The 22,843-nt window shown below is 70.1% G+C and carries 18 protein-coding genes and 2 tRNA genes; 16 read left to right on the top strand and 4 right to left on the bottom strand.

All coding sequences use genetic code 11. The features are described 5' to 3' along the window. Positions 1-253: 253 nt before the first annotated feature. Positions 254-324 (bottom strand) — tRNA-Gly (locus tag ACZ4M3_RS12565). A 179-nt stretch (positions 325-503) separates the two neighbouring features. Here ACZ4M3_RS12565 and ACZ4M3_RS12560 point away from each other — a divergent pair. The 5 genes from ACZ4M3_RS12560 to clpX all read left to right on the top strand — a co-directional run bounded on the left by ACZ4M3_RS12560 (position 504) and on the right by clpX (position 5,253). After that, a tRNA-Pro gene (locus ACZ4M3_RS12560) sits at positions 504-580 on the top strand. 209 nt (positions 581-789) lie between these two features. Next, entirely contained in the window at positions 790-2,184 is a 1,395-nt protein-coding gene (gene tig / locus ACZ4M3_RS12555) for a trigger factor (RefSeq protein WP_190182467.1), read from the top strand. A gap of 287 nt (positions 2,185-2,471) precedes the next feature. Continuing rightward, a complete protein-coding gene (locus ACZ4M3_RS12550) occupies positions 2,472-3,089 on the top strand; it encodes an ATP-dependent Clp protease proteolytic subunit (RefSeq protein ID WP_136216948.1) in 618 nt (205 codons plus the stop codon). A gap of 48 nt (positions 3,090-3,137) precedes the next feature. Continuing rightward, positions 3,138-3,812 (top strand): ATP-dependent Clp protease proteolytic subunit, encoded by a 675-nt coding sequence (locus ACZ4M3_RS12545; protein WP_136216947.1) that lies wholly within the window; start codon positions 3,138-3,140, stop codon positions 3,810-3,812. A 154-nt stretch (positions 3,813-3,966) separates the two neighbouring features. Beyond that, entirely contained in the window at positions 3,967-5,253 is a 1,287-nt protein-coding gene (clpX, locus tag ACZ4M3_RS12540) for an ATP-dependent Clp protease ATP-binding subunit ClpX (RefSeq protein WP_361310959.1), read from the top strand. 64 nt (positions 5,254-5,317) lie between these two features. Here clpX and ACZ4M3_RS12535 read toward each other — a convergent pair whose 3' ends face one another. Then, entirely contained in the window at positions 5,318-6,253 is a 936-nt protein-coding gene (locus ACZ4M3_RS12535; protein WP_467731716.1) for a hypothetical protein, read from the bottom strand. A 93-nt stretch (positions 6,254-6,346) separates the two neighbouring features. After that, on the bottom strand, positions 6,347-6,988 hold the full coding sequence (locus ACZ4M3_RS12530; protein ID WP_467731714.1) for a hypothetical protein: 642 nt from the start codon (positions 6,986-6,988) through the stop codon (positions 6,347-6,349). A 97-nt stretch (positions 6,989-7,085) separates the two neighbouring features. Between ACZ4M3_RS12530 and ACZ4M3_RS12525 the strand changes: the two genes are divergently transcribed. After that, on the top strand, positions 7,086-9,707 hold the full coding sequence (locus ACZ4M3_RS12525) for a valine--tRNA ligase (RefSeq protein WP_467731712.1): 2,622 nt from the start codon (positions 7,086-7,088) through the stop codon (positions 9,705-9,707). A gap of 144 nt (positions 9,708-9,851) precedes the next feature. Then, on the top strand, positions 9,852-11,000 hold the full coding sequence (locus ACZ4M3_RS12520) for a sensor histidine kinase (RefSeq protein ID WP_467731710.1): 1,149 nt from the start codon (positions 9,852-9,854) through the stop codon (positions 10,998-11,000). A gap of 7 nt (positions 11,001-11,007) precedes the next feature. Here the strand turns inward: ACZ4M3_RS12520 and ACZ4M3_RS12515 are convergent, their stop codons facing one another. Beyond that, positions 11,008-12,057 carry a rod shape-determining protein gene (locus tag ACZ4M3_RS12515; protein WP_467731708.1) on the bottom strand — a complete coding sequence of 350 codons (1,050 nt, stop codon included), beginning with the start codon at positions 12,055-12,057 and terminating at the stop codon, positions 11,008-11,010. A gap of 118 nt (positions 12,058-12,175) precedes the next feature. Between ACZ4M3_RS12515 and folC the strand changes: the two genes are divergently transcribed. From folC to ACZ4M3_RS12470, 9 genes are all read left to right on the top strand, one after another. Further along, complete coding sequence (gene folC, locus ACZ4M3_RS12510) at positions 12,176-13,714, top strand: bifunctional tetrahydrofolate synthase/dihydrofolate synthase (RefSeq protein ID WP_467731706.1); 1,539 nt, start codon at positions 12,176-12,178, stop codon at positions 13,712-13,714. Positions 13,715-13,717: 3 nt separating this feature from the next. Beyond that, positions 13,718-14,068 carry a DUF4233 domain-containing protein gene (locus ACZ4M3_RS12505; RefSeq protein ID WP_467731705.1) on the top strand — a complete coding sequence of 117 codons (351 nt, stop codon included), beginning with the start codon at positions 13,718-13,720 and terminating at the stop codon, positions 14,066-14,068. A gap of 62 nt (positions 14,069-14,130) precedes the next feature. Beyond that, complete coding sequence (gene ndk / locus ACZ4M3_RS12500) at positions 14,131-14,541, top strand: nucleoside-diphosphate kinase (RefSeq protein WP_136216939.1); 411 nt, start codon at positions 14,131-14,133, stop codon at positions 14,539-14,541. A 373-nt stretch (positions 14,542-14,914) separates the two neighbouring features. Then, positions 14,915-15,934 carry a rod shape-determining protein gene (locus tag ACZ4M3_RS12495; protein WP_008738981.1) on the top strand — a complete coding sequence of 340 codons (1,020 nt, stop codon included), beginning with the start codon at positions 14,915-14,917 and terminating at the stop codon, positions 15,932-15,934. Between the two features lie 167 nt (positions 15,935-16,101). Further along, on the top strand, positions 16,102-17,046 hold the full coding sequence (gene mreC / locus ACZ4M3_RS12490; protein WP_467731703.1) for a rod shape-determining protein MreC: 945 nt from the start codon (positions 16,102-16,104) through the stop codon (positions 17,044-17,046). 13 nt (positions 17,047-17,059) lie between these two features. Then, positions 17,060-17,764 (top strand): rod shape-determining protein MreD, encoded by a 705-nt coding sequence (mreD, locus tag ACZ4M3_RS12485; protein WP_467731701.1) that lies wholly within the window; start codon positions 17,060-17,062, stop codon positions 17,762-17,764. 13 nt (positions 17,765-17,777) lie between these two features. After that, positions 17,778-19,952, top strand: a complete 2,175-nt coding sequence (gene mrdA / locus ACZ4M3_RS12480) for a penicillin-binding protein 2 (protein ID WP_467731699.1) — start codon at positions 17,778-17,780, stop codon at positions 19,950-19,952. A 6-nt stretch (positions 19,953-19,958) separates the two neighbouring features. Further along, the gene (rodA, locus tag ACZ4M3_RS12475; RefSeq protein ID WP_467731697.1) at positions 19,959-21,161 is read left to right on the top strand and encodes a rod shape-determining protein RodA; all 1,203 of its coding nucleotides are present in this window, start codon (positions 19,959-19,961) and stop codon (positions 21,159-21,161) included. Between the two features lie 98 nt (positions 21,162-21,259). Beyond that, positions 21,260-22,780, top strand: coding sequence for a CYTH and CHAD domain-containing protein (locus ACZ4M3_RS12470; RefSeq protein ID WP_467731695.1), 1,521 nt, complete (start codon positions 21,260-21,262; stop codon positions 22,778-22,780). The last annotated feature ends 63 nt before the right edge of the window (positions 22,781-22,843 follow it).

The following is a 22,843-nucleotide window of genomic DNA, read 5'->3' as shown; positions in this document are numbered from 1 at the left end:
CCCAGATGGTGGCCGTCCTCCCGGCGGCTCTTGGTCCCGTCTGAACGGAACTGAACGGAGCTGAATGAGACGGAGACTGAGACGGAGGGCGAACTGATCGCCGATGCACTGAGCGGGCTCGTGGAGAGGGGCAGAAAAGACACGGACGAGCGCAAGGGGCACGCGGGGGACACGGACGGCTGATCACAGCCCCCGGGAACGACTCAGGGCCAGGCGGAGGAAATGTCCTCTGACCTGGCCCTGAACTGTAGAGAGCGGGTGACGGGAATCGAACCCGCGTAGCTAGTTTGGAAGACTAGGGCTCTACCATTGAGCTACACCCGCAACGCGCGCGCCGCAGGTCCGAGGACCGGGGCACGGAGAGCATCCTAGCGGGTCGGGCAGGGGGATCGCACACCGCATTTCGGTCCGCCACCCGCGGGCGGGGCCGTCGGCGCGGCCGGATCCCCGGGAAACGCGCGTGTCGGACCGTCTTCGGGCATGTACCCTACGTGTCGCACCGACGGGGTGTGGCGCAGCTTGGTAGCGCGTCCGCTTTGGGAGCGGAAGGTCGTCGGTTCGAATCCGGCCACCCCGACCAGTAGCACCTTCTCCACACACGGTCCCGGGCCCCGTCCCGGGCCCGCCCGCCGAAGATCGCCCCGGTGATCGCGTTGTGGGCTGATTGCCGCTTGCGGTTACTATGCAAGCTGCGTGCCCGTGTGTCTGATGCCGGGCCGAATCCGCTGAACCGCTGAATCGCAGCGTGACGGCAGAACCCCCAGCAGTCAGCCACAAGGAGACCGAACCGTGAAGAGCGCCGTGGAGACCCTGAACCCGACTCGGGTTCGGCTCACTGTTGAGGTGCCCTTCGAGGAGCTCAAGGACAGCCTCGACGCGGCCTACAAGAAGATCAACCAGCAGGTCACGGTGAAGGGCTTCCGCAAGGGCAAGATCCCGGCCCGCGTCATCGACCAGCGCTTCGGCCGCGGTGCGGTGCTGGAGGAGGCCGTCAACGACGCCCTCCCGAAGTTCTACACCGAGGCCGTCAACGAGGCCGACCTGAACCCGCTGGGCCAGCCCGAGGTCGACATCACGGAGCTGAAGGACGGCGAGCTGCTGGCCTTCACCGCCGAGGTGGACGTCCGCCCCGAGATCGAGATCCCGGACTACTCCGGCATCGAGGTCACCGTGGACGCCGTCGAGGTCACCGACGAGGACGTCGAGAAGTCGGTCGAGCAGCTGCGCGGCCGTTTCGCGTCCACGAAGGACGTCGAGCGCGCCGCCCAGGACGGCGACGTCGTCACCATCGACCTGGAGGCCAAGGTCGAGGGCGAGGTGCTGGAGGACGGTGTCGCCCAGGACGTCTCCTACACCATCGGCTCGGGCGAGCTCCTCGACGGCATCGACGAGGCCGTCAAGGGCCTGGAGGCCGGTGGCGAGGCCACCTTCACCTCCCAGCTGAAGGGCGGCTCCGCCGAGGGCAAGGACGCCGAGGTCACCGTCAAGGTCACCAAGGTCTCCGCTCGCGAGCTGCCGGAGCTGGACGACGAGTTCGCGCAGATGGCGAGCGAGTTCGACACCCTCGAAGAGCTCAAGGCGGACAGCCGCAAGCGCCTCGAGAACATGAAGCAGTACGACCAGGCCACCCAGGCCCAGGAGCGCGTCCTGGAGAAGTTCCTGGAGCTCGCGGAGATCCCGGTCCCCGAGAAGCTGCTCGCGGACGAGGTCCAGACCCGCAAGCACAACCTGGAGCACCACCAGCTCGGCCAGATGGGTCTGAACCTCGAGAAGTTCCTCGAGATCCAGGGCAAGACGGCCGAGGAGTTCGACGCCGAGACCGCCGAGCAGGCCGTCAAGGGCATCAAGACCCAGTTCCTGCTGGACGCCCTGGTCAACAAGGAGAAGCTGGGCGTCAACCAGGAGGAGCTCACCGAGCACCTCATGCGCCGCGCGCAGTCCTCCGGCATGTCCCCCGACCAGTTCGCCCAGGCGGTCGTCGAGGGCGGCCAGGTCCCGATGCTGGTCGGCGAGGTCGCCCGCGGCAAGGCCCTCGCGGTCGTCGTCGAGGCCGCCAAGGTCCTCGACACCAACGGTGAGGTCGTCGACCTCTCCGACGACGAGGACGAGGTCGAGACGGCCGCCGAGACGGTCGAGGCGGCCGTGGAGGCCGACGCCGAGACCGAGGGCGACGAGGCCAAGTAACACCCCCGGGCGGACCGCAGGTCCCGCCCGCCCGGCAGTGCCCCGGAGGGCCCGGACGCAGTCGCGTCCGGGCCCTTCGCCGTACCGCGCGAAGGGCCCGGGACCTTGCGCTCCGAGCGAACAGTTCGGGAAGCGGGATGGCGTTGTCCGACCTGCGCGTTAGGGTCCATGAATACGAGGGCACGGGAGTACCCGACGCCGGCGGACATCGTTCGCACCGGCTGGTCCGCGCCCCAGAACGAGACGCTGAGACGGCATGTGGCCGTCGGAGACGAGCAGGTGGATACGTGACGAATCTGAAGCCTTACGCCGCGGGTGAGCCGTCCATCGGTGGTGGCCTCGGCGACCATGTCTACAACCGGCTGCTCAGCGAGCGCATCATCTTCCTCGGCCAGCAGGTCGACGACGACATCGCCAACAAGATCACCGCGCAGCTCCTGCTCCTGGCCGCCGAGCCGGAGAAGGACATCTACCTGTACATCAACAGCCCCGGCGGCTCGGTGACGGCCGGCATGGCGGTCTACGACACCATGCAGTACATCAAGAACGACATCGTCACCATCGGCATGGGCATGGCGGCCTCCATGGGCCAGTTCCTGCTCACCGGCGGTACGGCCGGCAAGCGCTTCGCGCTCCCGAACACCGACATCCTGATGCACCAGGGCTCCGCCGGCATCGGCGGCACCGCTTCGGACATCAAGATCCAGGCCCAGTACCTGCTGCGCACCAAGCAGCGGATGGCCGAGATCACCGCTCACCACTCCGGCCAGACCGTGGAGGCCATCATCCGCGACGGCGACCGCGACCGCTGGTTCACGGCGGAGGAGGCCAAGGAGTACGGCCTCATCGACGAGATCATCTCCGCCGCGTCCCTGGTCCCCGGCGGTGGCGGCACCGGGGCCTGATCCCCGGCCCCGCACCAGGCAAGCCTCAGCCCGCAGAACGCCACCAGGATGGTGAACACCCAGATGCACATGAACAACCTCTCTCCCGCGAGCGGCCTCTACACCGGCCCTCAGGTGGACAACCGGTACGTGATCCCGCGCTTCGTCGAGCGCACCTCGCAGGGTGTGCGCGAGTACGACCCGTACGCGAAGCTCTTCGAGGAGCGCATCATCTTCCTCGGCGTGCAGATTGACGACGCGTCCGCCAACGACGTCATGGCGCAGCTGCTGTGCCTGGAGTCGATGGACCCGGACCGCGACATCTCCATCTACATCAACAGCCCCGGCGGCTCCTTCACCGCGCTGACGGCGATCTACGACACGATGCAGTTCGTGAAGCCGGACATCTCCACGGTCTGCATGGGCCAGGCGGCCTCCGCCGCGGCGGTCCTGCTCGCGGCCGGCACCCCCGGCAAGCGGCTGGCGCTGCCGAACGCCCGTGTCCTGATCCACCAGCCGTCCGGCGGCACCGGCCGCGAGCAGCTCTCCGACCTGGAGATCGCGGCCAACGAGATCCTGCGCATGCGCGACCAGCTGGAGACCATGCTGGCCAAACACTCGACCACGCCGATTGAGAAGATCCGCGACGACATCGAGCGCGACAAGATCCTCACTGCCGAGGACGCACTGGCGTACGGCCTGATCGACCAGGTCGTCTCCACCCGCAAGAGCACCGCGGTCTGATCCTTGCCGCCAGTTGGCGTGGTCACGCTGTCGCATTCGGCGATGTGAACCACGTCAAGGGGGCCCCGTTCGGGGCCCCCGGCAAGGTACCGTCGGATATGAGGCACCAGGAGCCGCTGAACCAGGCGTCTCCCAGGCGAAGGGGAAGCACCTCGTGGCACGCATCGGTGACGGCGGCGATCTGCTCAAGTGCTCGTTCTGCGGAAAGAGCCAGAAGCAGGTGAAGAAGCTCATCGCAGGACCCGGTGTGTACATCTGCGACGAGTGCATCGACCTCTGCAACGAGATCATCGAAGAGGAACTCGCGGAGACCTCCGAGGTCCGGTGGGAAGAACTCCCCAAGCCGCGTGAGATCTACGAGTTCCTGGAGAGCTACGTCGTCGGCCAGGAGCCGGCGAAGAAGGCGCTCTCCGTAGCGGTCTACAACCACTACAAGCGGGTCCAGGCCGGCGAGAACGGCGGCGCGCAGGGCCGGGACGACGCGATCGAGCTCGCGAAGTCCAACATCCTGCTGCTCGGCCCCACCGGCTCCGGCAAGACCCTGCTGGCCCAGACGCTGGCCCGGATGCTCAACGTCCCGTTCGCCATCGCGGACGCGACGGCGCTCACGGAGGCCGGGTACGTCGGCGAGGACGTCGAGAACATCCTGCTCAAGCTGATCCAGGCGGCCGACTACGACGTCAAGAAGGCCGAGACCGGGATCATCTACATCGACGAGATCGACAAGGTCGCCCGCAAGAGCGAGAACCCGTCGATCACGCGCGACGTCAGCGGCGAGGGCGTCCAGCAGGCGCTCCTGAAGATCCTGGAAGGCACGACGGCCTCCGTCCCGCCGCAGGGCGGCCGCAAGCACCCGCACCAGGAGTTCATCCAGATCGACACGACGAACGTGCTCTTCATCGTGGGCGGCGCCTTCGCCGGCCTGGAGAAGATCATCGAGTCGCGTGCGGGCGCCAAGGGCATCGGCTTCGCGGCGACCATCCGCTCGAAGCGGGAGATCGAGGCGAGCAACCAGTTCCAGGAGGTCATGCCGGAGGACCTGGTGAAGTTCGGGATGATCCCCGAGTTCATCGGCCGCCTCCCCGTGATCACCTCGGTCCACAACCTGGACCGCGAGGCGCTGCTCCAGATCCTGATCGAGCCGCGCAACGCGCTGGTGAAGCAGTACCAGCGGCTGTTCGAACTCGACGGTGTCGAGCTGGACTTCGAGCGCGAGGCGCTGGAGGCCATCGCGGACCAGGCGATCCTGCGCCAGACCGGCGCGCGCGGCCTGCGCGCCATCATGGAAGAGGTCCTGATGTCGGTGATGTACGAGGTCCCGTCCCGCAAGGACGTGGCCCGCGTGGTCATCACCGCGGATGTGGTCCGCTCCAACGTCAACCCGACGCTGGTGCCCCGCATCGTCCCGAAGGACCAGGGCCCGCACGAGAAGTCGGCCTAGCCGCAACGGACATGCGCGAAGGGGCGCCCCGGACGACCGGGGCGCCCCTTCGCGGCGCTTCCGGTCAGACCTTCACCCGGGCGGTCTTGTAGAGCTTCGCGGTGAGGTCCGCGGTCTGCTCCAAGGTGTAGCCCGGCCTGCCCGCGAGTATGGAGGCCACGTCCGAGGCCATGACGACGCTCAGCGTGCTGTAGTCGCCCCAGATGCAGATGGGGAGGGTCATCTCCTTGGGGCCCTTGGACGTCGTGTCCTTGGAGGTGATCTTGACCTCCTGGCACTTCAGCACTGCCCCCTTGAATCCGGCCGGGTTGATCGCCTTGGGGCTTCCGACCAACTCTGCCGTCGAGTCCTTGCCGTTCTTGCTGGCCTTCAGCTTGGCCATTGCGAAGTACCCGTCCACGGCTTTCTCCGGGTCTGCGATCTGGCCGTAGACACCCTGGAAGTTGAGGCCCTTGAGTGACAGCGGGTTCTTCGGGTCGCCCGACAGGTAGTCCATGCCGACCTGGGCGGCATTCTTGATGCCCGCCGCTTCGGCCTGCTTCTTGTCCTCGTCGCTGAAGGGCTTCTGCTGGTACTTCGGGTCCTGCTGGAAGTCGTCCACCGACTGCGGTGCGACCAGCTTGTAGCCCTTCGTGTCCGCGGCCACCGGGCCCGAGGCGCCGGCGCCCTTGGTGAAGTACCAGCCGGCGCCCGCGATCACGCCGAGTACGACGATCACCGCGATCACCGCGCCCGCCTTCGACTTCTTCTGCGGCTGCTGCGGGGGCATCCCGCCGTACGGGGCCTGCGGGGGCATGCCCGGCTGCTGGTAGCCGCCGTACGGGGGCTGCGGGGGCTGCTGGGGGTAGCCCGGCTGCGGGGGGTAGCCCGGCGGGGGCTGCTGCGGGTAGCCGTAGCCGGGCTGCGGGGCGGGCTGCCCGCCGTAGGGGCCCGGCTGCTGACCGTACGGTCCCGGCTGCTGCGGTTGCTGACCGTACGGTCCCGGCTGGTTGTAACTCATGACCCGCGTCCCCCTCTAGGAACTTCTTATGTTGGTCATATCTTGGCCGAAGGCCCCGCAGGTCCAGGCTCCGGGGCCGCAGGCGTTACCGAACTACGACGCCCGGACCTCCATGACGCCCCGCAGCGCCCGGGTCTGTTCCGCGAGCGCGGCGATCGTCACGGGCTCGTTCTCCACCGGGACGGTCACCGTCACCAGCGAGCTGTGGTCCGCCCACATGCACACCGGGAGCGCACCGGCATCGACGTGGACCGTGCCGCACCGCATGGCAGCGCCCTCCGGCGTCCCGGCCGGCTGCGGGGCCGCGTCCACCGTGCCCATCTCGTGGAGGCCGCGGGTCAGCACCGCGCCCGGGTCCCCGTCGCCGAACCGGCCGGCCGCACCGCTGACCACCAGCCGCGCGGTGCCCGACCGGTCGGCGTAGACCACGGCGACCTGCTTGGTGCCCGGCTGCTGCGGGCCCTGGCCCAGCTTGATCGCGTCGACCCGCGGTCCGGAGTCCTGGAGCGTCAGGCCCTGGAAGGAGGTGGGCGGCGCCAGCCGGTACCGTCCGGCGTCGGACGGGCCGCCGTCGAGGACCGCGGTCACGGCCGCCTTGCCGGCCACCACACCCACGACCGCACCCAGCGCCACCCCGACCTTCACGAGCAAGCGTTTCTTCGGCGCGACATTCGGGACGGACGCGTAGGGATGTACCGAAGGGGCCGGCGTGGGCTGCCCGGTGATCTCGTTCATGCGCCCAGTCACGCCGATCGGTCATGGCCCGGTCAAGGCTGGCCGGAGGGCGGAACGGATTCGTAACGCGGGTGGGACCGCCCGTATCCTGTGGTGCGTGACCGAGAACACGCAGACACCCAGCAGCCCCAACTCCGAACTGCCGACCCAGTACGCGCCGGCCGAGGTAGAGGGGAAGCTCTACGAGCGCTGGGTAGAGCGTGGGTACTTCGAGGCGGACGAGAAGAGCGAGAAGCCCCCGTACGCCATCGTCATCCCGCCGCCGAACGTCACGGGCAGCCTCCACCTGGGGCACGCCTTCGAGCACACGCTGATCGACGCCCTCACCCGCCGCAAGCGCATGCAGGGCTACGAGACCCTGTGGCAGCCCGGTATGGACCACGCGGGCATCGCCACCCAGAACGTGGTCGAGCGCGAGCTCGCCAAGGAGGGCAAGTCCCGCCACGACCTCGGCCGGGAGGCCTTCGTCGAGCGCGTCTGGCAGTGGAAGGCCGAGTCCGGCGGGCAGATCTCCGGCCAGATGCGCCGGCTGGGCGACGGTGTCGACTGGTCGCGCGAGCGGTTCACCATGGACGAGGGCCTGTCCGAGGCCGTCCAGACGATCTTCAAGAAGCTCTACGACGACGAGCTGATCTACCGCGCCGAGCGCATCATCAACTGGTGCCCGCGCTGCCTCACCGCGATCTCCGACATCGAGGTCGAGTACCAGGACGACGAGGGCGAGCTCGTCTCCATCCGGTACGGCGACGGGGACGCGTCCATCGTCGTCGCGACGACCCGCGCCGAGACGATGCTGGGTGACACGGCCGTTGCGGTCCACCCCGAGGACGAGCGCTACGCGCACCTGGTCGGCACCGAGATCGAGCTGCCGCTCACCGGCCGCCGCATCCCGATCGTCGCCGACGCGCACGTCGACCCCGAGTTCGGCACCGGCGCCGTCAAGGTGACCCCGGCGCACGACCCGAACGACTTCGAGATCGGCCAGCGCCACGGCCTGCCCAACCTCGCGGTCATGGACGAGCACGCCATCATCACCGCCCACGGCCCCTTCCAGGGCCTGGACCGGCTGGAGGCCCGCTCCGCCATCGTCGCCGCGCTGCGCGCCGACGGCCGGATCGTCGCCGAGAAGCGCCCGTACACCCATTCGGTCGGGCACTGCTCGCGCTGCAAGACCACCGTCGAGCCGCGGCTGTCGATGCAGTGGTGGGTCAAGGTCGGCCCGCTCGCCAAGGCGGCCGGTGACGCCGTCCGCGACGGCAAGGTCAAGATCCACCCGCAGGAGATGGAGAAGCGGTACTTCGACTGGGTCGACAACCTCCACGACTGGTGCATCTCGCGCCAGCTGTGGTGGGGCCACCGCATCCCCGTCTGGTACGGCCCGAACGGCGAGATCGTCTGCGTCGGACCGGACGAACAGCCGCCGAGCGGCGAGGGCTGGACCCAGGACACGGACGTCCTGGACACCTGGTTCTCCTCCGGCCTGTGGCCCTTCTCCACCCTCGGCTGGCCGCAGCAGACCGACAGCCTGGCGAAGTTCTACCCGAACGCCGTCCTGGTCACCGGCTACGACATCCTCTTCTTCTGGGTCGCCCGGATGATGATGTTCGGCCTCTACGCGATGGACGGCACCCCGCCCTTCCACACCATCGCCCTGCACGGCATGGTCCGTGACGAGCGCGGCAAGAAGATGTCGAAGTCCTTCGGCAACGCGGTCAACCCGCTGGACTGGATGGACAAGTACGGCTCCGACGCAGTCCGCTTCACCCTGGCGCGCGGCGCCAACCCGGGCGTCGACGTCCCGATCGGCGAGGACTGGGTCCAGGCCTCTCGCAACTTCGCCAACAAGATCTGGAACGCCACCCGCTTCGCGCTGATGAACGGCGCCACGATCGAGGGCGAGCTGCCGGCCGCCGAGCAGATGTCGGCGACCGACCGCTGGATCCTGTCGCGGCTCAACAAGACCGTGGCCGAGGTCGACGCGTACTACGAGGACTACCAGTTCTCGAAGCTGTCGGACTCCCTCTACCACTTCGCGTGGGACGAGGTCTTCGACTGGTACGTCGAGCTGTCCAAGACGACGTTCTTCGCGGGCGGCGAGGGCGCCCGGGTCTCCGGACGGGTCCTGGGCGAGGTCCTCGACGTCACCCTGCGCCTGCTGCACCCGGTGGTCCCCTTCGTCACCGAGACGCTGTGGACCACGCTCACCGGCCGCGAGTCCCTCGTGATCGCCGAGTGGCCGACGGACAGCGGGTTCCGCGACGAGGCCGCCGAGGCCGAGATCGAGAACCTCCAGGCCGTCGTCACCGAGGTCCGCCGCTTCCGCGCCGACCAGGGCCTCCAGCCGGGCCAGAAGGTCCCGGCCCGCCTGGACCTCGCCGGTACCGCGCTGGCCGCGCACGAGGGTGCCATCCGGCAGCTGCTGCGCCTCCAGCCGGAGGGCGACGACTTCAGCGCCACCGCGACCCTCCCGGTCGCCGGCGCCACGGTCGCGCTGGACCTGTCGGGCACCATCGACGTGGCGGCCGAACGCAAGCGGCTCTCCAAGGACCTCGGCGCCGCCGAGAAGGAGAAGCAGCAGGCCGAGGCGAAGCTGGGCAACGAGGCCTTCCTGGCCAAGGCGCCCGACAACGTCGTGGACAAGATCAAGGCCCGTCTCGCCAAGGCCGAGGCGGACATCGCCCGCATCCAGGCCCAGCTGGCCGGGCTCCCGGCCGCCTAGCGCCGTGACCGCGAAGGCCCCCGTACCGTCCGCCGGTACGGGGGCCTTCGCCGTGCGGCCGCCCGGTGCGGAGTGCGGGACATCACCCGCCGCGCCCCGCAGCCCCGATCCGATCGCCGGCGCCGACCACGCATGATGGAAGGCATGCACGTCAAGCCCGTCGCCTCGGCGTTCCACCGGGTCGTGGCCGCCGGCCGCCGGGTCACCGAGGGCTGGGCCGGGTCGCCGCGGGCGCTGGACGTCCTGACCGCGCTGAGCTGCCTCGGCCTGATGGCGCTGGACCTGCCGGGCCTCGCCGCCGCCGACAACTCCCTGAACGGCCCGGCCGCCGCAGCCGTCCTCACCGCGGGATGCGCGAGCCTGCTGGTCCGGCGGCGGCTGCCCTGGGTCGCGTACGTCACCGCGCTGCTGTTCATCGGCTGGCTGCACGAGCTGACGCTGATCCAGTTCGCCCTGTACTCCGTCGGCCGCTACCGGGGCCGCCGGGCCGGGATCCTCGCCACCGCCGGCTACGTGGTCTTCGCGCTCGCCGTGTTCAGCCTGCCGGGCTGGCCCGAGCCGAGGGCCGAGACCCTCAGCGCCTTCCTCAGCCTGGTGGTGCCGATCGGGGTGCTCGCCTCCGCCGTCGGCATCGCCGCGTACCGGCACGACCTCGTGCGCGAACTCGACACCCGCCGGGCCGAGTCCGCCGTGCTCCAGGCGGTCCAGGACGAACGGACCTCCGTCGCCCGCGACGTCCACGACTTCGTCGGGCGGGAGCTGACCCTGCTGACGGTGCGCTCGGAGGTGCTGTCGGTGCGGGCCCGCGACAGCGCGTACGCCAAGGACTTCGAGGAGCTCGCCGACACGGCGCGCCGCGCCCACCTGGTGCTGAACGAGATCATCGTGCAACGCGGGGAGCGGGCCGCGACCCCCGGCGTGGACGGGCTCGAAGAGCTCGCCCGGCAGAGCGGACGGGCGGGCTCGCCGGTACGGCTGGTGATGGACCCTCAGGCGCGGGCACTGTCGCCGCTGCGCCAGGCGGCGGTCTACCGGGTGGTGCAGGAGTGCCTGACCAACGCCGCCAAGCACGCCCGCGGCCAGACCATCGAGGTGTCGGTGACGGCCGACGGCCGGTGCCTGCGCATCCGCGTCGCCAACGGCCTCGCCGGCCGCAATCCGGCCCGCGCCCCCGTCTCGGCCGGCTCGGGCACGGCGAGCATGGCCGAGCGCGTCCACAGCCTGGGCGGAACCCTGACGACGACCCGCACCGAGGACACCTTCGTCGTAGAGGCGACCCTGCCGCGCGGCTAGGGAGTCGTCAGCCCTTCGCCGGGGCCAGCAGGCTGCTGAGGCTGTCCATGTCCTCCACGCACCGGCCCGAGCCGAGCGCCACGCAGTCCAGCGGCGCGTCCGCCACGAACACCGGGATGCCGGTCGCGGAGGCGATGCGCAGGTCCAGCCCCGGCAGCAGGGCCCCGCCGCCCGTCAGGACGATGCCGCTCTCCATCACGTCACCGGACAGCTCGGGCGGGCACTCCTCCAAGGTGGCGCGCACGGCCGCGATGATCGCCTCCACCGGCTCGTCGAGAGCGGCCCGCACGTCGAGCGCCGTCAGCTCCAGCGTCTTCGGCATGCCGGCGACCTTCTCGCGCCCGCGCACGGTGTGGGTGCGGTCCTCCAGCTCGGGCAGGCCGGGGACCGGCCAGGCCGAGCCGATGGCGACCTTGACGTCCTCTGCGGTGCGCTCGCCGATGAGCAGCGCGTGCTCCTTGCGCACGTGGTCGGTGATCGCCGTGTCCATCCGGTCGCCGCCGACGCGCAACGACCGCGAGGTGACGATGCCGCCCAGCGAGATGACGGCGACCTCCGAGGTGCCCCCGCCGATGTCCACCACCATCGAGCCGCGCGCCTCGGAGACCGGTAGCCCTGCGCCGATCGCCGCCGCCATCGGTTCCTCGATCAGGTGTACGGACTTGGCCCCGGCCCGGGTGGCGGCCTGGACGATGGCCCGCCGTTCGACCTGGGTGACGCCCGACGGTACGCAGATCACCATCCGGGTGCGCGGTCGGCGGCCGGGGACCGCCTTGCGCACGAAGTGCCGGATCATCTCCTCGGCGGCCTCGAAGTCGCAGATCACGCCGTCCCGCAGCGGGCGGATCGCGGTGATGGAGCCCGGCGTGCGGCCGATGGTCTCCTTGGCTTCCGTCCCCACCGCCAGGGCCGTCGTCGTACCCGCCCTGACCGCCACCACGGACGGCTCACTGAGGACGATCCCGTGCCCCCGGGCGTAGACGAGGGTGTTCGCGGTTCCCAGGTCGATCCCTATGTCACGGCTGGAAGCCGTCCTGTCCGTGCTGGCCTGCGGCATTCGTTCCCCTATCTGCTGCCCGCAAGGCTTGCATAACGAAACGGTCGCGAAGGCAGTCGAAGGTCCCGAAACGGCCGGGCCGAAGGTCCCCCGGGTCCTCGTCCGTAGACTGGTCCTCGTGAGTGAGCAGCAGCCCGACAGCCACGGCCCCGACGACCTCGGCCGGCCCTTCCACGCGAGCGACGAGTTCGACCGGATCGTCGCGGAGGAGTCCGACCGCGACCCCGACCTGGCGGTGATCGAGGCCGGCAGCCGCACCCTGCGCGCACACGGCGGAGCGCCGCAGGGCGAGCAGGTGCCCGCCGCGCCCGCCGACCCGGAGGTGGCGAAGGCGCTGCAGGAGGTGGAGCAGGAGCTGTCCACCCGCTGGGGCGAGACGAAACTGGAGCCGTCCGTCTCGCGCATCGCCGCGCTGATGGACGTCCTGGGCGAGCCGCAGCGTGCCTACCCCTCCATCCACATCACCGGCACCAACGGCAAGACCAGCACCGCCCGCATGGTCGAGGCCCTGCTGAACGCCTTCGACCTGCGCACCGGCCGCTACACCAGCCCGCACGTCCAGTCGGTCACCGAACGGATCAGTCTGGACGGGGCGCCGATCAGCGCCGAGCGGTTCGTCGAGACGTACCACGACATCAAGCCGTACGTGGAGATGGTCGACGCCGCCGAGGAGTACCGCCTGTCGTTCTTCGAGGTGCTCACCGGGATGGCGTACGCGGCCTTCGCGGACGCGCCCGTCGACGCGGCGGTGGTCGAGGTCGGCATGGGCGGGTCCTGGGACGCGACCAACGTGATCGACGGCGCGGTCGCCGTGATCACCCCGATCAGCCTGGACCACACGGACCGGCTCGGCTCCACTCCGGGCGAGATCGCCCAGGAGAAGGGCGGCATCATCAAGCAGGGCGCCACCGTGATCCTGGCCCAGCAGCCGGTGGACGCGGCGCAGGTGCTGCTCAAGAAGGCCGTCGAGGCCGATGCGACCGTGGCCCGCGAGGGCATGGAGTTCGGCGTCGTCTCCCGCGAGGTGGCGGTCGGCGGCCAGATGCTGACCCTGCGCGGCGTCGGCGGCGAGTACGACGGCATCTTCCTGCCCCTGTACGGCGCCCACATGGCGCACAACGCGGCGGTGGCGCTGGCCGCGGTCGAGGCGTTCTTCGGCGTCGGCGGCGAGCACGCCCGGGAACTGGACGCGGACACCGTCCGCCGGGCCTTCGCCTCGGTGACCTCGCCGGGCCGCATGGAGGTCGTCCGGCGCAGCCCGACCGTGGTCCTGGACGCCGCGCACAACCCGGCGGGGGCGCAGGTCACCGCGGAGGCGGTCACCGAGGCGTTCGGGTTCAGCCGGCTGATCGGAGTCGTGGGCGCGAGCGACGGCAAGGACGTGAAGGGGGTCTTCGAGGCATTCGAGCCGATCTTCGCGGAGGTCGTCGTCACGGAGAACACCAGCCACCGGGCGATGTCGGCCGACGACCTGGCGGCCATCGCGGTCGAGGTCTTCGGACCGGACCGGGTGCAGGTGGAGCCCCGGCTGGACGACGCGCTGGAGGCGGCCATCACCCTGGCGGAGGAAGAGGCCGAATACGGTGGGGCCGGGGTCCTGGTGACCGGGTCCGTGATCACGGTGGGCGAGGCCCGCCTGCTGCTGAAGAGGGGCTGAGGAATGCGCACGCTGTGTGCTTCGACGCTGATCGGCGAGTTCTTCGTGATCGGTTTCGCGGGCCTGGTGGCCATGAAGGACCCGGACCTCACCCAGGCGACGGTGTGGACGGTGTGCGGGATCGCGATGCTGCTCTCCGTGCTGCTGTGCGGGATGCTGTCGCGCCCCGGCGCCGTCGGGCTGGGCTGGGCGCTGCAGATCGGGCTGATCCTGAGCGGGTTCGTCGTCCCGACGATGTTCTTCCTGGGAGCGGTCTTCGCGGGCCTGTGGTGGTGCTCGGTGCACTACGGCCGCAAGGTCGACGCCGCCAAGGCCCGCTGGGCGGCGCAGAGCGAGGCGCAGGCCGAGGCGTAGCCCGCCCCGGGCCCCCATGTAGCCTCGTCGGACCGCACCCGTATGCCGCAAGGAGTTACCACATGACCCAGCGCACTCTCGTCATCCTCAAGCCCGACGCCGTCCGTCGTGGCCTGATCGGCGAGATCATCGGCCGGATCGAGCGGAAGGCCGGCTGGACCGTTCCCGCCCTGGAGCTGCGCACGCTGGACCAGGAGACCCTGGAGACGCACTACGGCGAGCACAAGGGCAAGCCCTTCTACGAGCCCCTCATGGGCTTCATGGCGAGCGGCCCTGTCGTCGTCCTCGTCGTCGAGGGCGAGCGCGTGATCGAGGGTGTCCGCCAGCTGGCGGGTCCCACCGACCCGATCGCGGCCGCGCCCGGCTCCATTCGGGGTGACTTCGGCACCATCACCCGGGAGAACCTCATCCACGCCTCGGATTCCGAGGCGTCGGCGGAGCGCGAGCTGAAGCTCTTCTTCCCCGCCCTCTGAGCCGATCCGGAGCCCGCGGCGAGCTGATCCGGAACCCGTGCCGCGCCGATCCGGAACCCGTGCCGGGTCGCCGACGCGCCGGTCGCCCCGCCGCGAGATCAGCCAAACAGCGCTCATGACCTGGGGCGACCGAAGTAATTTCGGTCGCCCTTCGGTATGACGGGCGGCGAACGGGAACGCATGTGCAAGACACGACGTCACCACTAAGGGGGCGGGTATCCGTTCCGGCGGGATTGCCGGAGTCCCGTCGCGCGATGTCCGTACCTGCGGCACTACGATGGGGCCTCCACCCACACACCCACCTCGCCGACCTGACAGCAGCCGCTATCAACTGGAAGGCCAGACGCTCCTCATGGGGAACAAGGGGAACAACATGTCGTTCATCGGCCGTGACATGGCGATCGACCTCGGGACCGCCAACACGCTGGTGTACGTGAGGGGCCGGGGGATCGTCCTGAACGAGCCGTCCGTGGTCGCCATCAACACGAACACCGGCGGAATCCTGGCGGTCGGCTCCGAGGCGAAGAAGATGATCGGCCGGACGCCCGGCAACATCGTCGCCGTACGGCCCCTCAAGGACGGCGTGATCGCCGACTTCGAGATCACCGAGCGCATGCTCCGGTACTTCATCCTCAAGATCCACAAGCGCCGCTACCTGGCTCGTCCGCGCGTCGTGGTCTGCGTCCCCTCCGGCATCACCGGAGTGGAGCGCCGCGCCGTGATCGAGGCGTCCACCCAGGCCGGCGCCCGTCAGGTACACATCATCGAGGAGCCGATGGCCGCCGCCATCGGCTCGGGCCTGCCCGTCCACGAAGCCACCGGCAACATGGTCGTGGACATCGGCGGCGGCACCACCGAGGTCGCCGTCATCTCCCTCGGCGGAATCGTCACGGCACAGTCCATCCGGGTGGCCGGCGACGAGCTGGACAACGCGATCATCCAGCACATCAAGAAGGAGTACTCGCTCCTCCTCGGCGAACGCACCGCCGAGCAGATCAAGATCACCATCGGGTCGGCGTACGACCTCGACAAGGACGAACACACCGAGATCCGGGGCCGCGACCTCGTCTCCGGCCTGCCGAAGACGGTCGTCATCTCGGCCGCCGAGGTCCGCAAGGCCATCGAGGAACCGGTCAACGCCATCGTGGACGCAGTGAAGACCACCCTCGACAAGTGCCCGCCGGAACTCTCCGGCGACATCATGGACCGCGGCATCGTCCTCACCGGCGGCGGCGCCCTGCTGCGCGGACTCGACGAGCGGCTGCGCCGCGAGACGGGCATGCCGATCCACATCGCCGAGGACCCCCTCGACTCCGTGGCCCTCGGCTCCGGCAAGTGCGTCGAGGAGTTCGAAGCACTCCAGCAGGTCCTGGACGCCCAGCCCCGGCGTTGATCGAAATCCCCGTAACGGGGCATGTGGAACACAAGGATCCGCCGTACGGGTGCTACCGCGCCTGTGCGGCGGATCGTTGATATACAGGCACAGTCCGGTGCGAGCCCCGGCTCCGTCGGAGCGGCTCCGGCACCGCGAATACCTACGAGGAAGGCACGCCGCCGCACGTGAGGGACACACGAGAGAGCCGGCTGCTCCTGGTGCTGCTGATCGCCATCGCGTTCGCTTTGATCACGGTGGACATCAGGGCGGGCGAGGAGTCACCGGTCGACGGTGCCCGGCAGGCCGCCGCGGCGGTCTTCGGCCCCGTGGAGAAGGGCGTGGCGACCGCGGTCGACCCCGTCGCCCACGCCATAGGCGCCGTACGGGACTCCGACGAGCGCCACAACCGGATCAAGACGCTCGAACGCGAGAACACCGCGCTCAAGGCGAAGCTGGGCAGCGACGACCAGACCCGCAGCCGGATCCACGAACTCGACGACATGCTCAAGCGGGCGGGCGCCGGGCAGTACGGCATCAAGGGCGCCGAAGTCATCGGGATAGGAGCGGCCCAGGGCTTCTCCTGGACCGTCACCATCGACGCCGGCAGCAAGGACGGCATCGAACGCGACATGACCGTCCTCAACGGCGAGGGCCTCGTCGGCCGCGTCGCGACCGTCGGCCCCGACACCGCCACCGTGGTCCTCGCCAACGACCCCAACTTCACCGTGGGCACCCGCCTGGAGAAGACCGGGGAACTCGGCTTCGCCACCGGCCAGGGCGACCGCGCACTGTCGGTCCAGATGCTGAACGGCAAGGCCAAGATCGCCCCCGGCGACCGGCTCGTCACCTTCGGCTCGCGCGGCAACAAGCCCTTCGTGCCGGGCGTCCCGCTCGGCGAGGTGGTCAAAGTGGACCCCTCGCGGGGCGACCTGACCCGCACCGTGTGGGTGCGTCCGTTCGTCGGCTTCTCCCGCCTGGACATCGTCGGCGTCGTCGTGATGCCGCCGCGCGAGGACCCGCGCGACGCCGTCCTGCCGCCCAAGCCCGAAGTGAAGCCCACCCCGACCGTCACCGTCACCGTGACCCCGTCGGCGTCCGCCAGTGCCCCCGCCAAGCCGGCCGACGAGTAGGAGCTGACCGCCCATGCGCTTCAACCGGATCCTGCTCTCGGCCACGCTGCTCGTGGTCGCCCTCGTCATCCAGGTCACCGTCCTCGGCCGGCTCCAACTCCCCGGCGCCGTACCCGACCTGCTCCTGCTCACCGTCGTCGCCCTGGCCCTGGTCTACGGACACGTCAGCGGCGCCCTGGTCGGCTTCGGCGCGGGACTGCTCGCCGACCTCGCGCCCCCCGCCGACCACGCCGCCGGACGGTACGCCCTCGTACTCTGCGTCATCGGCTACCTCGTCGGCCTGGCCCGCCCCGACAACGGGCGGTTCCGCTCCGCCTGGGGGCCGATGACGACCGTCGTCGCCGCCGCGATCGGCTCCACCCTGCTGTACGCGAGCGTCGGCGCCCTCGTCGGCGACACCGCCGCCCGGCACGTGGGCCTCACCGAACTGCTCTTCACCGCCACGCTCTACGACCTGCTCCTCGCGCCCTTCACCGTGCCGCTCGTCATGGCCCTCGCCCGCCGCGCCGAGAACGACCCGATGGCCGTCGACGCGGGCGGCGGACCGCCGCAGGGCAAGGACGTGTCCTCCGGCTGGCTGGCCGGCGGCACCGGACTGCGGATCGGCAGCCAGCGCGGCGGCCTGCGGCTGAAAACGGCGCGCGGCCGCGCCAACCGGGCCGGCCGCATAAAGGGCGTCAAGGGTGTCAAAGGCGTGAAGAGCGTCAGGAAGCTGTGACGGGGGACCAGGCGTGACCAACATTCCGGAGACCGGCCGCACCCCCCGGGTGCAGATCCGGCTCGTCATCATCCAGGTACTCGTCTTCTCGCTGCTGCTCACCCTCGGCGGACGCCTGTGGTACCTCCAGATCCGCAACGGCGCCGAGTACGCCGACGAAGCCAAGAACAACCACGTCCAGCAGGTCGTCCAGCCCGCCGTGCGCGGCTCGATCCTGGACGACCGCGGAGTGCCGCTCGCCGACAACGAGACGCGCCTGGTCGTGTCCGCCAGCCGGACCGAGCTGATGAAGATAAAGGACAAGGGCAAAGGCGTCCTCACCCGGCTCGCCGGCGTACTGGACATGAAGCCGCAGGACGTCATGGACAAGGTCCGGCTCTGCGACTCCAAGACCCCGCAGCCCTGCTGGAACGGTTCCCCGTACCAGCCGATCCCGGTCACCCTGGAGGCCACCACCCAGCAGGCCCTCCAGATCCGCGAACGCCCCGAGGACTTCCCCGGAATCACCGCCGAACCCACCGCCGTACGCCGCTACCCGGCCCCCGGCGGCGCCAACACCGGCCAGGTGCTCGGCTACCTCTCCCCGGTCACCGACGACGAGATCCAGAAGGCCAAGAACACCAACTCCCCGTTCCTGCGCTCCGACCAGGTCGGCCGCTTCGGCCTGGAACGCACGTACGACAAGGAGCTGCGCGGCAAGTCCGGCGTCACCCGCTACGAGGTCGACAACCTCGGCCGGGTCATCGGCGAGGCCAAGAACGACCCGGCCGTCCCGGGCGCGCACGTCATCACCAGCATCGACGCCCGGGTCCAGGCGGTCGCCGAATACGAGCTGAACGCGGCGATGGTCGAGGCGCGCAAGCAGATCGACCGCAACACCGGCGTCCCCTACAAGGCCGACGCCGGAGCCATCGTCGTCCTGGAGTCCAAGACGGGCCGCGTCGTGGCCATGGCCTCCAACCCCACCTACGACCCCAACGTCTGGGTCGGCGGGATCTCCGGCAAGGAGTACGCCAAGCTCACCGCCAAGGAGTCCAACGTCCCGCTGATGAACCGGGCGATCCAGGGCCAGGCCGCCCCCGGCTCCATCTTCAAGGTCATCCCGACCACGGCCGCCGTCAACGCCGGGTACAAGTTCGACGGCAGCTACCCCTGCCCCAGCTCGTACTCCATCGGCGGCCAGGTCTTCAAGAACTTCGAGTCCCAGGGCCACGGCTCGATCACCCTCGGCCAGGCCCTCGAAGTCTCCTGCGACACCGTCTTCTACGGCCTCGCCCACCAGCAGTGGCTCAAGGACGGCGGCCTCAAGCCCGTCAAGCAGCCCGGCGACATCTTCTTCAAGGCCGCCCACCAGTTCGGCCTCGGCGCCGAGACCGGCGTGGACCTGCCGGGCGAGGAGACGGGCCGCGTCCCCGACCGCCAGTGGAAGCAGCGGTTCTGGGCGGCCAACAAGGACCAGTGGTGCAAGACCGGCAAGAAGGGCGGCACCTACGTCGAGCTGCTCAACTACGAGAACTGCCTCGAAGGCAACCTCCTGCGCGCCGGTGACGCCGTCAACTACTCCATCGGACAGGGCGACACCCTCGTCACCCCGATCCAGATGGCCACCATCTACGCGGCCATCTCCAACGGCGGCACCATGTGGAACCCGACCATCGGCAAGGCCATCGTCAGCGCCGACGGCAAGAGCGTCCAGGAGATCCAGCCCAAGGCGCACGGCAAGCTGCCCATGGACGAGAAGACCCGGCAGCAGATAGGAGAAGCGCTGGAGGGCGTCGCCACCCGCGGCACCGCCGCCTGGCGCTTCGGCGGCTGGCCGCAGAAGCAGATCCCGATGCACGCCAAGACCGGTACCGCCGAGGTCTACGGCAAGCAGACCACCTCCTGGTTCGCCACGTACACCGACGACTACACGATCGTGATGACGATCTCCCAGGGCGGCACCGGCTCCGGCGCCTCCGGCCCGGCCGTGCGCAACGTCTACAACGCCATCTACGGCCTCGACATGGCCGGCAAGCAGGACCTGTCGAAGGCCCTGCTCCCCAAGCCGCAGGCGCAGCTGCCGGCCATCCAGCCGGACGGCTCCATCGACGCCCCCGAGATCAAGCCGTACGTCCCCCCGTCCCCGGAGGACGCGCCGCCGCCCCTCGCCGGACCGCCGGCCCCGCCCGTCGCGAAGCAGGACTGAGGACCGATGCAGACCGCCAACAAGTTCTCCGTCTCCCGGTACACGCCCCAGCAGCGCGGGGCGCTGAACAGGCTCACCGCGCGCGACTCGGTGCTGCGCCGGCTCGACTGGCCGATACTGCTCTCCGCGATCGCGCTGTCCTTCATCGGCTCGCTGCTGGTGTGGTCGGCGACCCGCAACCGGACCAACCTGAACCAGGGCGACCCGTACTACTTCCTGGAGCGGCACGCCCTGAACACCGGGATCGGCCTGGTGCTGATGATCGGCACCGTCTGGCTCGGGCACCGCACCCTGCGCGGCGCGGTGCCGATCCTGTACGGACTCTCGCTCGTGCTGGTCCTGGCCGTCCTGACCCCGCTCGGCGCGACCATCAACGGCGCGCACGCCTGGATCGTGATCGGCGGCGGGTTCTCCCTCCAGCCCTCCGAGTTCGTGAAGATCACGATCATCCTGGGCATGGCGATGCTGCTGGCGGCCCGGGTGGACGCCGGCGACCTCGAACACCCCGACCACCGCACGGTCGTGAAGGCGCTGTGCCTGGCCGCCGCCCCGATGGGCATCGTCATGCTGATGCCCGACCTCGGCTCGGTCATGGTCATGGTCGTCATCGTGCTCGGCGTGCTGCTCGCCTCCGGCGCCTCCAACCGCTGGGTGCTGGGGCTGATGGGCGCGGGCGCGGCCGGGGCCGTCCTGATCTGGCAGCTCGGCATCCTGGACGAGTACCAGATCAACCGTTTCGCGGCCTTCGCCAACCCCGAACTCGACCCGGCGGGAGTCGGCTACAACACCAACCAGGCGCGCATCGCGATCGGCTCCGGCGGACTGACCGGCTCCGGGCTGTTCAAGGGCTCCCAGACCACCGGGCAGTTCGTGCCCGAGCAGCAGACCGACTTCGTCTTCACGGTGGCGGGGGAGGAGCTGGGCTTCATCGGGGCCGGGCTGATACTGGTCCTGCTCGGCGTGGTGCTGTGGCGCGCCTGCATGATCGCCCGGGAGACCACCGAGCTGTACGGGACGATCGTCGCGGCCGGGATCATCGCCTGGTTCGCCTTCCAGGCCTTCGAGAACATCGGGATGACCCTGGGCATCATGCCGGTGGCGGGCCTGCCGCTGCCGTTCGTCTCCTACGGAGGATCGTCGATGTTCGCCGTGTGGGTCGCGGTGGGGCTGTTGCAATCGATCAAGGTACAGCGGCCGCTGTCGGCCTGATCCGGGGGCGGCGACCGCCGGCGGCCCGATCCGGCCGATCGGTGGGCAACCTTCCGTTTCCGTTCACGTCGTGATCCGTTCAGAGCTACGTTCGAAGCATGGCGGACACGAAACGAGAGATCGAACGGAAATTCGAGTTCACCGCGGCTGCGGCCGAGCGGCTGCCGGACCTGACGGGCACGGCCGGGATCACGGCCGTGCGCAGGCAGGGCACCGCCCGGCTCGACGCCGTCTACTACGACACCCCCGACCTGCGGCTCGCCGCCGACGGCCTGACCCTGCGCCGCCGCACCGGCGGCGCCGACGAAGGCTGGCACCTCAAACTCCCCGTCGCCCCGGGCGTCCGCGACGAGATCGCGGCCCCGCTCGGCGACGACACCGTCCCCCGCCCGCTCGCCTCCCTGTTGCGCTCCCGCACCCGCGAAGCCGACCTGGTACCCCAGGTCCGGCTCCGCTCCAAGCGCAAGGTCAAGCACCTCCTCGACGCCGACGGAACCCTGCTGGCCGAACTGAGCACCGACACCGTCACCGCCGAGCGCGGCCCGGCCACCACCGCCTGGACCGAAGTCGAGGTGGAACTCGCCGACGGCGCCGACCCGGCGCTCCTCGACGCCGTCGAGAAGACCTTCCGCAAGGCCGGCCTGACGGTCAGCGACGCCCCCTCCAAACTGGCCCGGGCCCTCGCCGAAACCGGCGTCACCCCGCCCGCCCGGCCCGCACCCGGCCCCGCCGACGACACCGCGGGCGAGCGGGTCCTCGCGTACCTGCGCGAACAGCGCGAGGCCCTGATCTCCTACGACCCCGCCGTACGCCGGGACCTGCCCGACTCCGTCCACCAGATGCGGGTCGCCACCCGCCGGCTGCGCAGCGCCCTCGCCACCTACCGCACGGTCCTCGACCGCACCGCCACCGACCCGCTGCGCGCCGGACTGCGCTGGCTGGCGGCCGAACTCGGCGTCGACCGCGACCAGGAAGTCCTCCAGGAACGCCTGCGCACCCGGCTCGGCGAACTCGACGTCACCCTGCTGCTCGGCCCCGTCCGCGCCCGCTTGCGCGCCTGGGACACCGCCCGGCGCACCGAATCCCGGCTCCGGGCCCTCGCCGCGCTCGACAGCGAGCGGTACCTGACCCTCCTCGACTCCCTCGACGCGCTGCTCGCCGACCCGCCCCTGCGCCAGGCGGCCGCCCGCCCGGCCGCGAAGCTGCTGGCGACGGCGGTCCGGCGCGACCACGACCGACTCGCCCGCAAGGTCGAACGCGCCCTGGCCCTGGAGGCCGGCCACGAACGCGACCTGGCCCTGCACGAAGCCCGCAAGGCCGCCAAACGCGCCCGCTACGCCGCGGACGCCGCGGCCCCCGCGCTCGGCAAGCCCGCCGAACGCCTCGGCAAGGCCACCAAAAAGGTGCAGAGCCTGCTCGGCGACCACCAGGACAGCGTCGTCGCCCGCGAGGCCCTGCGCGGCCTGGCCGCCCAGGCGGCCGGCGCCGGCGAGTCCGCCTTCACCTGGGGCCTGCTCTACGGCCGCGAGGAAGCCCTCGCCGAGCGGTACGAACGGCAGCTGCCGCGGGTGTGGGCGAAGACCTCCGACCGCGGCGCGGCCTTCGCCCGCCGCCGGTGATCACTCCGCCGGTGATCACTCCGGCGGGGGGCGGCCGAGGCGCGCGGTACGCTTGAGAGTCGC

The organism is Streptomyces sp. NPDC026522, from assembly GCF_055567555.1.
The sequence above is the reverse complement of the archived record's forward strand: the minus strand, read 5'-3'. Positions and strand labels throughout refer to the sequence as shown.

Bases quoted from the DNA above. Each gene is read 5' to 3' on its own strand.
- ACZ4M3_RS12520 (WP_467731710.1), top strand. From the start codon at position 9,852: ATGCACGTCAAGCCCGTCGCCTCGGCGTTCCACCGGGTCGTGGCCGCC.
- ACZ4M3_RS12535 (WP_467731716.1), bottom strand. From the start codon at position 6,253: ATGAGTTACAACCAGCCGGGACCGTACGGTCAGCAACCGCAGCAGCCG.
- ACZ4M3_RS12530 (WP_467731714.1), bottom strand. From the start codon at position 6,988: ATGAACGAGATCACCGGGCAGCCCACGCCGGCCCCTTCGGTACATCCC.
- ACZ4M3_RS12495 (WP_008738981.1), top strand. From the start codon at position 14,915: ATGTCGTTCATCGGCCGTGACATGGCGATCGACCTCGGGACCGCCAAC.
- ACZ4M3_RS12505 (WP_467731705.1), top strand. From the start codon at position 13,718: ATGCGCACGCTGTGTGCTTCGACGCTGATCGGCGAGTTCTTCGTGATC.
- ACZ4M3_RS12515 (WP_467731708.1), bottom strand. From the start codon at position 12,057: ATGCCGCAGGCCAGCACGGACAGGACGGCTTCCAGCCGTGACATAGGG.
- ACZ4M3_RS12470 (WP_467731695.1), top strand. From the start codon at position 21,260: ATGGCGGACACGAAACGAGAGATCGAACGGAAATTCGAGTTCACCGCG.
- rodA (WP_467731697.1), top strand. From the start codon at position 19,959: ATGCAGACCGCCAACAAGTTCTCCGTCTCCCGGTACACGCCCCAGCAG.
- ACZ4M3_RS12545 (WP_136216947.1), top strand. From the start codon at position 3,138: ATGGTGAACACCCAGATGCACATGAACAACCTCTCTCCCGCGAGCGGC.
- ndk (WP_136216939.1), top strand. From the start codon at position 14,131: ATGACCCAGCGCACTCTCGTCATCCTCAAGCCCGACGCCGTCCGTCGT.
- mreD (WP_467731701.1), top strand. From the start codon at position 17,060: ATGCGCTTCAACCGGATCCTGCTCTCGGCCACGCTGCTCGTGGTCGCC.